Below are 13,095 nucleotides of genomic sequence, written 5' to 3'. Positions count from 1 at the left end.
ATTTGGCACTGATTTGTTTTTTGTTTTTTGTTTTTTGTTTTTTGTTTTTTGTTTTTTTGTTTTTTTGTTTTATTTTCCAGTGCTTAAACGGTGTCACAACGGCAGTGGAATTGCTGTGACACCGATTGAACTTCAGTCTAAGTAGACCCAAGCATTACAGTGAATCAACGGACTTAATCTAACCCCACCAAAGATTCACGAGTTAAGTCTTTGATTGTCTTTGCGCCAGTTAATGTCATGGCAACGCGCATCTCTTTGTCGTAAAGGTCGAGTAGGTTCTCAACGCCTGCTTGTCCTTGAGCTGCTAATGCGTATACGAAAGAGCGGCCAAGCAAGGTGCAGTCTGCGCCAAGTGCTATCATGCGAACCACATCTAAGCCAGTGCGAATGCCTGAATCGACCAGAATCTTGGTGTCGCCTTTAACTGCATCAGCAATCGAAGGCAGCGCTTTAGCACTCGATAGAACACCGTCAAGCTGACGACCACCGTGATTTGAAACCACGATACCGTCTGCGCCAAATCTCACCGCGTCTTTGGCATCTTCTTCGTCGAGAATGCCTTTGATGACCATTGGGCCGTCCCAGAAATCACGAATCCACTCTAAGTCTTTCCATGAAATCGATGGATCGAAGTTGTCGCCCAACCAACCGATGTAGTCTTCCAGCTTGGTAGGAGAACCACGATAAGTAGAGATGTTGCCTAGGTCGTGTGGTTTACCCAGCAAGCCGACATCAACTGCCCAACTAGGATGACGCATAGATTGGAATACTCGGCGTAGTGTTGCATTTGGTCCACTCATTCCGGAATGCATGTCACGGTAGCGTGCACCGGGTACCGGCATATCAACGGTGAAGACCAATGTGGTCACACCTGCCGCTTTGGCACGCTCAAGCGCGTTTTTCATGAAGCCGCGATCTTTGAGTACGTAAAGCTGGAACCACATTGGACGCTCAATCTTAGGTGCGACTTCTTCAATCGGGCACACCGACACGGTCGACATGGCAAATGGGATGTCTTTGTTGTCTGCGGCTTTTGCGGCTTGTACTTCACCGCGTCGTGCATACATACCCGTTAAACCAACAGGCGCCAGTGCGATTGGCATCGCAAGCTTCTCGCCGAACAGCTCGGTTTCTAAGTTTAGATCCGACATGTCGTTGAGTACGCGCTGCTTTAGCGCAATCTCAGCAAGGTCAGCCGTGTTGCGGTGTAATGTGTGTTCTCCGTAAGAACCACCGTCAATGTAGTGGAAAAGGAACGGAGGTAATTTTGATTTTGCTGCGGCTCGGTAATCAGTCGATGCGGATATGATCATAATTTCAGTCCTAAATTCTTGGGATGTTGTTCTTCTATGAGAGCTTGGTTTGGGCTGCTTTAATTCGGGAAAATGGCGTTAATACTCGTGGGTGTTGATGTGTTCTAGTGTCCATCCCGGAACTCATCAACTGTCTTATTAGACGGTGTTGCTGTCGGGGAATTGAGTATTAACGCCAAGTGCTTTGGCGGCGACTTATGGCTTACATAAGTGCGTCTGTCATATTGAAGCCGTAGATAACCAATAGGCCGATGATTCCTGTCATCACCAAGTAGTAGAATGTTGGGATTACGGTTTTACGTAGTGTTGCACCTTCACGTCCTAGCAGGCCTACCGTTGCCGAAGCGGCTACCACGTTGTGAATTGCAATCATGTTACCGGCTGCTGCACCAACAGCTTGTAGAGCAACGACGACTGCACTTGAGATAGTCAGGGTGTGCGCTACTTCGAATTGGAACTGGCTGAACATCATGTTTGATACTGTGTTCGAACCCGCAATGAAGGCACCCAGTGCACCCACTGTCGCACTCAATGCAGGGAATGCGCTGCCAACTGAGTCCGCGGCGAAGTTGGCTGTTGTTACAGGCATACTCGCTAGGTCAGCTGCATTGACGCCAGAGTTGATGAAGATGCGAACCATAGGGATGGTGAACACCAGTACGAAGCCTGCACCGATTAGTGTTTTGCTTGATTCACCGAACGCTTTTGCCAGTGGCGCTGCGCTGCGGCCTTGAATCAGAACAGCAACCAATGCCACGAATACTAAGATACCGCCCGGTAAGTAAAGAGGTTGAATCGCAGTACTCACACCGGTTTCACCAAGAATGTTGCTGAACGATAGGCTAACACTCTTTAATAGGCCCTTGAATTCAGGACTTACGCGGCTCGCAACCAAAGTCACAGCCAGTAGCACGTATGGTGCCCATGCCATCGCCATGCTCATTTTCTTATGGCTTTGATTGTTGTCATCAAGGTCGATTTTCAGAGAACCTAACCATTCTGCTGGCCACTTGTCTTCGCTCTCGAAATCCCATTTTGATTTCGGTACTAGGAAGCCACGTTTTGCTGCAGTAACCACAATGGCTAGGCCGACTAGACCACCAATTAGAGATGGGAACTCAGCACCTAGGAAGACACCTGTTAGTGCGTAAGGTATGGTGAACGCTGTACCAGCAAACAGTGCGAACGGTAGAATGTCTAAACCTTCTGTCCAACTTTTGTTCTTACCGAAGAAGCGAGTCAGCATCATTGCCATTAGTACTGGCATCATCACACCCACAGAGGCGTGAATCAGTGCCACACTTGAGGTGATTTGTTGCAGGTAAGCGTCCCAAGTAGAACCGTGAGCAATCAGGCTTTCACCGATGTTGTGCGTGTCCAAACCTTTGTTCACACCAACGATGATAGGTGTACCTACCGCACCGAACGATACTGGTGTCGATTGGATCATCATGCCCATCAGTACCGCAGCAAGCGCAGGGAAGCCGATCGCAACCAGTAACGGTGCTGCAATAGCTGCAGGTGTGCCGAAGCCAGATGCGCCCTCAATGAAGGAGCCGAAACACCAAGCGATGATGATCGCCTGAACACGACGGTCAGCGGATATGTCCGTGAAGCCGTTGCGGATGGTGGTGATAGCTCCGGTGTGTTTCAAAGTGTTTAATAAGAAGATGGCGCCGAACACAATCCAGAGAACCGACACGGTAATACCGAAACCTTGGAATACAGAGGCCAACACGCGAGTGCCAGACATATCCCAAGCAAATAGGGCAATAGCAACGGTTAATGCAAATGCCACTGGCATCGCTTTTTTCGCAGGCCAGTTCAGGCCGACCAGCAGAATCGCTGCAACAACTATTGGTGAAAAGGCCAATAGAGCTAGTAGAGTTTCACTCATGGGTACTTCCTCGTACTGTTTTCAAACGTTCATGTTTGAAGTAGATAACACGTTATGGGTTGTCATTTTTGATTCGCTATTGGCCTCTAAGCGGGAACCATTTGGTTGCGAATCTTGTAATTGGAATGACTCTTTTGTAATTGTTTTGTTAATTTGGCGTGAATTTACCCCTTTATTTTTTATTGATATAGGGAAATAATGAAAATAATTAATTCCAAAATTGGCATAATCAGATGCGAGCAGATGATTTGATCCTGTTTTCACAGGTAGTAGAACTGGGCAGTTTCAGTAAGGTAGCAGAGCAAAATAACCTTACAAATTCTGTAGTTAGTAAAAGAATTGCACGCCTAGAGGAAGAAATTGGCGTGCAATTATTATATCGAACGACGCGTAAATTGACCCTGACTGAGGCGGGCAAGGCAATTTTGCACGGAGCCAAAAATGTGAAGCAGGCGACTCAAGAGGCTATGGACGCAGTTTCAGGCTTTGGTGAAAATGTCAGCGGTCATATCAAAATGTCAGTGCCTACTATCTCTGGAGATTTGATTCTGGCAGACGCCGTTGCTGAGTTTTGTAATATGCATCCAGGTTTAACAGTCGATATGTCACTGGACAATCGCTTTGTTGACTTAGTAGAAGATGGTTTGGACTTGGTGATTCGTACCGGTTACCTAGAAGACTCCAGCTTAATTGCACGACACATATTGGATTCTCAATGGGTGGTGTGTGCCTCGCCCTCTTATATCGCCAAGAACGGTAAACCGATGCAGCCCAAAGACTTAGTGGAGCACAACTGCTTGCAATACGCCTATCAAACCACAGGGGCGAGTGAGTGGCAGTTTCTGTATAGCAAAGACGGTTGTACAGACAACGACAAATATATCGTGCGTGTTTCGGGCTCTTTCTCGACAGACAACGCGACTGCATTAAGAAAAGCTGCGCTGGGTGGACATGGCGTTGCGTACGTGCCGCGTTGTCTGGTTTATCACGATATTCGTAACGGTCAGCTGGTGGATATCTTCCCTGACTTAGTGGGTAAGAAGCTCGGTATTTATGCGGTGTACCCTTTTACGCGCCAGCCGCCCAACAAGATTAAGTTATTGATTGAACACATCAGAACTCGTTATCTGACGATTTCTCACTATTTTTAATAAGGATCACGATGAGCTATTTAAAAGAGTATCAATATCCAATCACCAATAAGCAGATCGTCAGCGATGACTATTTTGGTCAGATAATCGAAGACCCATATCGCTGGTTAGAAGATGACAGAAGTGACCAAACTGCAGAGTGGGTAGCGAACCAGAATGCAGTCACGTTTGATTACCTTGCTCAAATTCCGTATCGCGCGGAACTGCGAGCGCGACTGGCAAAAGCGCAAGACTACAAAAAGAGCTCGCAGCCGTTTGTCCGAGGTGACTACACCTACTTCTATAAGAATGATGGCTTGCAGAACCACAGCATTCTCTATCGTCAGAGAGAGGGGCAGCCGGTTGAAGTATTCCTAGACCCGAACACTTTCTCGGAAGATGGCACGACATCTCTGGGCTCGGTATCGTTTTCGAAAGACTATAGCTTAGTGGCGTACAGTATTTCTGAGGGTGGCAGTGATTGGCGTAAGATCTTCGTGATTGAAACTGAGACTAAGCAGCAGCTCGAAACGGAAATTACCGACGCCAAATTTACTGGCATTTCTTGGTTAGGCAATCGCGGTTTTTACTACTCCAGTTACGATAAGCCTGACGGTAGTGAACTTTCAGCTCGTACAGAACAACACAAGCTGTACTTCCATGAGTTGGGCACAGAGCAAGCTAGCGACAAGGTGATCTTTGGCGAAAGCAACGATGAGCAACACCGCTATGTGTCTGGCTACACCACTGAAGACGATCGATACTTGATCATCCTCGGCAAGGAGTCGACTTCAGGTAATCGACTGTTCTATATCGATTTAAAATCATCAGAGCAGTCTTTGAACACACTGATTGATCATGTGGATAGCGATACGTATCTCATCGATAATCAAGGTGAGAACTTCATTCTATACACCAACCTTGATGCGCCGAATGGCAAGGTTGTGAGCTTTGATAGCGGCACTGAGCATTGGCGAGATATCATCTCAGAAAAGCCGCAGCCGTTAGACATCAGTACAGGTGGGGGGTACTTGTTCGCGCACTACATGGTGGACGTAGTATCCAAAATTGATCAGCTGGATTACCAAGGCAACCTAGTTCGGGAAATCCATTTGCCTGGATTGGGAACGGCCAGTGGCTTAGGTGGTAAGAAAGAGCAAACTCAGCTTTATTACACCTTTACCAACTATGTTACGCCGCCAACCATTTTCTCTTTTGATATTGAGTCGGGCAGTTCAGAAGTTTATCAGCGCTCTGAGTCACCGTTTGAATCGGATAAGTTTGAGTCTAAACAGGTCTTTTATACCTCAAAAGATGGCACTCAGGTTCCGATGCTTATCTCTTATAAGAAGGGACTAAAACTGGACGGTAATAACCCAACCATGTTGTACGCCTATGGCGGCTTTAATGTCAGCCTAACGCCTTCTTTCTCGGGGACGGTGGGCAGTTGGTTAGAATTGGGTGGCGTGTACGCAGTTCCCAACCTGAGAGGCGGCGGTGAGTACGGTAAGGCGTGGCATAAAGCGGGTACTCAGCAGCAAAAGCAGAATGTGTTTGATGACTTCATTGCTGCTGCGGAGTTCTTAATCGCCGAGAACTATACCAGTAGTGACAAGTTGGCGATTCGTGGCGGCTCTAACGGTGGGTTGCTGGTGGGTACGTGTATGACACAGAGGCCGGAGCTTTTCCAAGTGGCTCTACCTGCTGTTGGGGTGCTAGACATGCTGCGTTACCATACCTTTACGTCTGGCGAAGGCTGGGCGTACGACTATGGTACCTCCGCGCAAAGCAAAGAGATGTGTGAATACCTGCTTGGTTACTCTCCGGTTCATAACGTTGTGCGCGGTGTCGACTACCCAGCAACTTTGGTCACGACCGCGGATCATGATGACCGCGTGGTGCCAGCACACTCTTATAAGTTTATCGCAGAGCTGCAAGATAAGCATGAAGGTGGTACGCCTGTGATGATTCGTATCGACGTAAATGCGGGCCATGGCGCCGGAATGCCACTGAGTAAAGCGATCGATCTCACTGCCGATATTTATGCGTTTACGCTGTTTAATATGGGCGTTGAATCTCTAGATTCGTTTTAGATAATGCTTGATTCTAGATAATTGGGTGTTTGACTCAGACTAAAAAGCCTCAAAATCGACCTTAGATTTTGAGGCTTTTCATATATATGAAAAACCGTCAAAACTGCACCATATTTCCTTCATTTTTACATACACTTTTCCGTGATAGACCCCGCCATTATTGATGAAATGAAAGCGATTTCAAGCTGATATTTCACGTGTTTCCCGTCCTAAGTTTTTGATATTAAATTAATAGTTTTGGGTGTGACTTTTCTAAAAGTTTCATGGCTCTCAAGCTAATTTATCAATGTGAACAGCGGCTAACTTTTCAACGCTTTCATTGCTTAATATTTCCCTGTTCGATGAAAACTCAAAAAAATAATAGGGAATTACAATGCAAAAATTTAAGCTTTTGCCAATAACGGTCGCAGTGGCGGCTTCGCTTGCTTCAATCTCTTCTTTTGCTGCAGAAACGGATCTTGCCGCTCTGGAACAACGAATCCAAGAGCTGGAATCTCAAGTTGGTGATATCAAGTATGTTGATGATCAACAACAAGCGGTTCTGACTGCAGAAACCAATGTACCAGACGGTATCGTCTTCTCTGGTTATGCTCGTTACGGCGCTCACTACAAAAGTGGTGATGAGCGTTACGTAGACATTGGTACAACAGGTCGCTCTGTTGGTCGTTTAGGTAACGAAGCAAACGGCGGTGAAGTTCAGTTAGCTAAGCTTTTCCAGGCAGACAACGGTGCTATCTGGGACATCGTATTCATGGCTGACCACTGGGAAGCTGACGCATGGGCTGATGACGGCGGCCTAAGCATGAAAAAAATGTACGCTGGTGTAACCAACGTCTTTGAAAGTCAGCCTGAGCTTTACATGTGGGCTGGTCGTGACTTCCATCAACGTCCGCAACAAGGTTTGAACGATTACTTCTGGATGACGCACGATGGTCAAGGTGCTGGTTTTAACAACTTAGACTTTGGTGGTGCCAAGCTAGACATGGGCTTCGTAGGCCAAGTGAAAGGCGGCCTAGTGAACGACAACGGTCGATACGCAATTACTTCTAAGTTGCACTCTATTAATGCGGGTATCGGCCAACTAGACCTATATGCGAACTATGGTTTTGCTTCAGATGAAGCAGACTCTGACGTAGCGGGTGCTCCAAAAGTCAGTGACGAAACGGCATACCTGGTAGGTGCAACCTTAGGCTTGGGTGAGTCTAACAAGTTGGTTGTTAAGTATGGTGACGGTGCGGATTCATCAGTGTTTGACCTAAAAGGTGACTACCAAACTTTGTACGCAAGTGTTGAAGGTAGCTACGCAGCAACAGATAACTTCATCATCGATTACTTAGTGTCGTACAAAGACAACTCTGGTTCAGATCTAGACCGCGAGAACACAGAATACGCAGGTATCGTTCGTCCACAGTACCAATGGGATGATGTTCATTCTACATGGTTAGAAGCGGGCTACGGCATGGTTGATTACGATGACGACGGTGAAGAGAACGCATGGAAAGTAACGCTTTCTCAAAACGTTTCTCTAGGTGGCTTACCTTGGAGCCGTCCAATGCTTCGTTTCTACACAACCGTGGGTGATGTAGAAACCAAAGGCAACACAGTGAAGACAACGAATGTTGACACATTGTCGTTCGGCGCAATGTTTGAAGCTTGGTGGTAATCACCGATATAGAAAGAGCGGCTCTTTGAATTCGGCATATTTTCAAAGAGCCATGCTTTCGAATATCCATGCTTTTCAATAGTACGTAAATACTGTCCATTTTAGCCCTAAAGGCAGATTGATTAGGGCACGTTTCAATTAACTCCATTCTTGGGCACATTTTTGTGCCCTTTTTTTCGCCACTAGATCAGGGATTTACTATGAGACTTTCTTCCATCGTGTCTCGAGTTTATTTAGGTTTCTTCGTACTGATTGTGATCATGCTAGGTTCCGCATGGCTAAGCATCAGTAGCAATAAAGACATCACCACTCGAATCGAAAACATCACCCAGCAAGCTACGCCATTAATGCTTCAATCCTCAACGTTAACCATCCGATTTCTGGACATTAATCGCAGCACCACACCCTACTTATCCGCTAACTATATTGATGAACTTGAGCCACTGAAACAAACCGTCTTAAACAACATCGAGCTATATCAGCAGCAATTAAACTGGTTCCAAGGTAAGGGTGTAGCTGGTTCACAAATGGAAGCCATGCTTAACAACATCACTCAAACAGGTTTGTTGACTATCGATAAGATAGAGCAGGTATTAGAGTTTTATGTTGAGTATTTGGATAGCAAAGATCTCGGTTCGATGGGACAAGCGCAATTTCAATCGGTGGTGGGACAGCTCAATAATACTTTGGTGAATCAACTCGCGAGTGCAGATTCAGAGCAGACACAAAAGGCAGTCGAAGCTTTGTTGGTGCAATTGAGTTTGATTGCCGCGGAAGCCAACGAAGCACTTTCACTGCAAACATCTTCGGAGGTTCGTGGGGTAGAGCGTCGCCTACAAAGTCGCAAAGAGCGATTCGAACAAGCGGTCGCAGATATAGATAATCTGGATTCATCTTTGCTGCGCCGCAGTAAACAGTCTTTATCGTTGCTCGCTTCACACGCGTTTTCAGCCAGTGGCTCAGTCGCTACCCATAAAGAAACTATCAAACTCGATGAGTCTATCTCCCTTCAAAAGCAGGAAATTGAACAGCTAATCGATCAACAGTTAAGTCACTTTGATGAGCTTTCAATGTACGCTGAAGACACCGCGACACGCCTGTATCACGAATCGATGGACTCTTCACAGCAAGCCCTTGTGATGCAGGGTTTTATTGCACTTGCTTCCGTGCTTATTGCTCTGTTGATCGGGTTGAATATTGCCAAAGGTATCCGTAAACCAAGCAAGCTGCTACAAAGTGCACTCGACCAAGTTGCCAATAAAGACTTGAGCGCGATGGTGCAGTATCAAGCCAATAATGAGTTTGGCTCAGTGAGCGACAAGGTCAACTTAGTGATCAGTCATCTGACTCAAATGATTGAGAACATGCGTTATTCGTCGACGTGCTTAAAAGAGGCGTCCATAGAGAATCAAAGCACGAGCCGTTCATTGAGCGAGGCGATGCAAGACCAAACCAATCAGACCGTGATGGTGGCAACAGCTATGGAGCAGATCGAGTGCTCGGTGACCGAAATAACTCAAGCGGCTAATCAAACGTTAACCTTGGTGACCGAAGCTGTGTCGAGTTCCAATCATGGCCAACAGACGATGGACAAAAGCGTCGAGTTGATGGGCAGTTTAGAGCGTAAGTTAGCAGAATCAACAGCGACCATCGGCCAGCTTGAAAGTGATAGTGCCAGTATTGGCTCGATTCTGGACGTGATATCTGGGATATCCGAGCAAACCAATTTGTTGGCACTGAATGCGGCTATCGAAGCGGCGCGAGCGGGCGAACAGGGGCGAGGCTTTTCTGTGGTAGCTGATGAGGTGCGTGTGTTGGCGGCAAAAACGAACGCTTCAACGCAAGAGATACACAACAAGATAGAGCAGTTGCAAACCAGTTCTAAGCTTGCGGTTGAGCAAATCAACCAATGCGTAGCGGGGATGGTTCAATGTGTTGAACAAACCGATGAGGTGAATGGCTCAATATCAAAGGTGTCCACTCTGTTAAACGAGGTAGAGCAAAGAAGTCACCAGATTGCGACAGCGACTACCGAGCATCAAGTGGTTGCCTCTCAAGTTACACAAAACATCAGTCAGATACACACCTTGGCTGAAGATAACTCACAACGATCTCAGGTTTTGTTTTCTCATGGTCAACAGCTTGAAACCATGTCGCAGCAGCAATTCTCACTAACTCAAGAGTTTAAGCTCGCCGAGCAATCAGAAAACAAGGTTTAGAGGCGACTCTAAGCTCTCTACTGTTTCACGCCCAGCCTTTGCTGGGCGTTGTTGTTTCAAGTTTCGGGTTCTGCAAAGCGAATTCGAAGTACCTATGAAATGTTCCCATACAATTTAGCATAGACACTGAAATAATAGGGTCAATTTAGCCCCGTATATTACCGTCTGCTGCGGGTTCACCTCTGAATAGTGCTTTTGAGAACCGGAGTTTAAGCGTTCTTACTTTCACCCTGGCAGCAAGTAACCAGGCATCGTTTTGATTGGGTGAGTAAGAATCTCATGAAACAGTTTCATGGCGTGAAGTGAATCTGTAAGCGCTTTCAAGATTTCCAAATCCAGCCTTTTTACCTCCAAGTTTAGTGTGATGACACTCACTTCAACTAAAACGTAATTTCTTAATAATCGTTTTGTAAGCGGTTACAAGCTAATGAAGTATCGAGGTTCGAGTGGCAACAATTAAACACGTATCAGAGCATGCAGGTGTGTCTCAAGCGACAGTGTCTAGAGTGATTAACGGCACCAGTAGAGTGAGCCACGATAAGAAGCTAAAGGTTGAAAAGGCGATCAAAGAGTTGGGTTATCGCCCGAACTCTATCGCTCAGGCTTTAGCTTCAAGTCGTACCGGAAGTGTGGGGGTTGTTGTTCCAGAACTGGGCGGATCTTTCTATTCAGGCATCTTGCATTGCATAGAGGAAAACCTACGCCGCTTCGGTTACCACGCTGTGGTTACAGCGGGTTCGAACACCGAACAAGGGCAGCGCGAGTCTGTGGAGTTTCTGTTGGGGCGTCGTGTCGATGCTTTGATTCTTCATACTCAACTGCTCAGTGATGACTATTTAATTGAATTGGAAGAACAGGGGACCCCTGTGGTTTTAATTAACCGCTTCATCCCAGAAATGGCGATGAGTTGCATTGATATTGATAACGAAGTCGGGGGGCTACTCGCTACTCAATATCTCTTGCAAAAGGGACATACAGATATCGCGTGTATTACCGGGCCTTTAGATAAAGCAGACGCTAGGGGGCGTTTGCAGGGGTATCGCAAGGCACTGGAAGAAGCCGGTGTGCCATACGATGAAGCCTTGGTCTCTGAGGCGGGATTTACTGAAGAGACCGGCACCAGTGCTATGAAGAAGTTGATCAACCGTAAGTGCCACTTCACAGCGGTATTTGCTTCAAACGATCACATGGCATTTGGCGCTTTCGAAGTCTTACACAACGAGGGATTGTCGGTTCCGCAAGATATCTCGCTTGTGGGTTTCGATAACACCATCTTCGCGCGCTATCTGACCCCTAGTTTGACCACCATACATTTCCCCATTGAAGAGATGAGCATTGAAGCAGTGCAGCTCACTCTGCAAAAGCTAAAGAAAATTAAACATGACGTGAACTTTAAATTGCTGCCGACGTTGGTCACTAGAAACTCGGTATCGGATTTACTGGTTACCCTATAAAAATATTAAGGATAGAACATGAAATTTAAGACCTTAGCGCTTTCATGCGCGGTTGCTTTAGGACTAAGTGCAACAGCGGTAAATGCTGCTGACAAAGAGATTCGTTTCGATGGCTTCCCTGATTTCGATAGCAGCCTGAAGGTATTACTGCCTGATTTCGAAAAGAAAACAGGGATCAAAGTGGATTACCTTATGAACAATCACGGTGACCACCACACGAAACTAACCACTAACCTAGCAACCGGCTCTGGTGCGGGTGACGTGATTGTTGTGGACGTTGAGAAAATCGGTCCATTCGTTGGTTCTGGCGGCCTAGTTAACCTGTCTGAAAACTACGGTGCAGATAAATACGAAGAACGATTCGCACCTTACGCATGGGCACAAGGTAAAGGTGCTGATGGCGACATGTACGGTATTCCTGTCGACCTTGGTCCGGGTGTTATGTACTACCGCACCGATGTATTTGAAAAAGCGGGGATCAATGTTGAAGACGCAATCAAAGATTGGGGTTCATACATCGCAGCAGGTGAGAAGCTGAAAGAGCAAAACGTACAGCTAATTGCTTCAGCAGCCGACGTAGCACAAGCAATCATCTTTACTACAGTTCCTGAAGGCGAAGGTCTTTACTTCGATAAAGATGGCAACCCAGTTGTGACATCAGAGCGCTTTGTTCACGCGTTTGAAGTAGCAAAAGAGATTCGCGACAAAGGCTTAGACGGTCGCATTCTGGCTTGGTCTAATGAATGGTACGAAGGCTTCCGCAACGGCACATTTGCAACTCAACTTTCTGGCGCTTGGCTACTTGGTCACCTAAACAACTGGATTGCACCTGAAACCAAAGGTAAGTGGGCAGTAGAAAACCTTCCTGATGGTATCTACGGCAGCTGGGGTGGTTCGTTCCTATCTATCCCAACGCAATCTGAAAACCCAGATGAAGCATGGGCGCTTATCGAGTACATGACGACGGACCGTGAAGTTCAACTTAAGCACTTCGAAACGATTGCGGCTTTCCCTGCGAACGTAACGACGTATGACGATGAGCTTTTTCAAGAAGAGATGGAGTTCCTAGGTGGTCAGAAAGCACGTCTTCTATTTGCAGAAGTGGCACAGAACATCAAGCCAGTATCTCCAGCTCAAGGCGACCACGTAGCACGTTCTATTATTTTAGAGAACGCATTGATGGAAGTGCTTGATGAAGGTAAGGACATCGAAACTGCACTTAAAGAGGCAGAGCGCCTAATTAAGCGTCGTACGCGTAATCTTTAATTTGGTTTTACTTTAAGTAAGTGAGGAAGCGTGGATAACGCGCTTCCTTTTTTAAGAGGT

Annotated in this window: 8 protein-coding genes; 6 read left to right on the top strand and 2 right to left on the bottom strand. The window is 46.6% G+C overall.

Translation table 11 applies throughout. The annotated features are described in order from the left end of the window. Nucleotides 1-173: 173 nt before the first annotated feature. Nucleotides 174-1,313: an FMN-dependent L-lactate dehydrogenase LldD gene (lldD, locus tag OCV52_RS20620; protein WP_137407115.1), complete on the bottom strand. Its 1,140-nt coding sequence runs from the start codon at nucleotides 1,311-1,313 to the stop codon at nucleotides 174-176. A 202-nt stretch (nucleotides 1,314-1,515) separates the two neighbouring features. Next, complete coding sequence (locus tag OCV52_RS20615; RefSeq protein WP_137407116.1) at nucleotides 1,516-3,210, bottom strand: L-lactate permease; 1,695 nt, start codon at nucleotides 3,208-3,210, stop codon at nucleotides 1,516-1,518. 233 nt (nucleotides 3,211-3,443) lie between these two features. Between OCV52_RS20615 and OCV52_RS20610 the strand changes: the two genes are divergently transcribed. The 6 genes from OCV52_RS20610 (at nucleotide 3,444) to OCV52_RS20585 (ending at nucleotide 13,035) form a co-directional block, all read left to right on the top strand. Continuing rightward, nucleotides 3,444-4,361 (top strand): LysR family transcriptional regulator, encoded by a 918-nt coding sequence (locus OCV52_RS20610; protein WP_102426077.1) that lies wholly within the window; start codon nucleotides 3,444-3,446, stop codon nucleotides 4,359-4,361. 11 nt (nucleotides 4,362-4,372) lie between these two features. Then, on the top strand, nucleotides 4,373-6,433 hold the full coding sequence (locus tag OCV52_RS20605) for a prolyl oligopeptidase family serine peptidase (protein ID WP_137407117.1): 2,061 nt from the start codon (nucleotides 4,373-4,375) through the stop codon (nucleotides 6,431-6,433). Between the two features lie 373 nt (nucleotides 6,434-6,806). Continuing rightward, a complete protein-coding gene (locus tag OCV52_RS20600) occupies nucleotides 6,807-8,096 on the top strand; it encodes a carbohydrate porin (protein WP_061032954.1) in 1,290 nt (429 codons plus the stop codon). Between the two features lie 200 nt (nucleotides 8,097-8,296). Then, nucleotides 8,297-10,315 (top strand): methyl-accepting chemotaxis protein, encoded by a 2,019-nt coding sequence (locus OCV52_RS20595; RefSeq protein WP_137407118.1) that lies wholly within the window; start codon nucleotides 8,297-8,299, stop codon nucleotides 10,313-10,315. A 446-nt stretch (nucleotides 10,316-10,761) separates the two neighbouring features. After that, complete coding sequence (locus OCV52_RS20590) at nucleotides 10,762-11,769, top strand: LacI family DNA-binding transcriptional regulator (protein ID WP_137407119.1); 1,008 nt, start codon at nucleotides 10,762-10,764, stop codon at nucleotides 11,767-11,769. Between the two features lie 18 nt (nucleotides 11,770-11,787). Next, nucleotides 11,788-13,035, top strand: coding sequence for an ABC transporter substrate-binding protein (locus tag OCV52_RS20585; RefSeq protein WP_137407120.1), 1,248 nt, complete (start codon nucleotides 11,788-11,790; stop codon nucleotides 13,033-13,035). Nucleotides 13,036-13,095: the final 60 nt, after the last annotated feature.

The sequence above is a fragment of the Vibrio chagasii genome (assembly GCF_024347355.1).
Lineage (GTDB): Bacteria > Pseudomonadota > Gammaproteobacteria > Enterobacterales > Vibrionaceae > Vibrio > Vibrio chagasii.
This window is presented reverse-complemented; position numbering and strand designations above follow the sequence as displayed.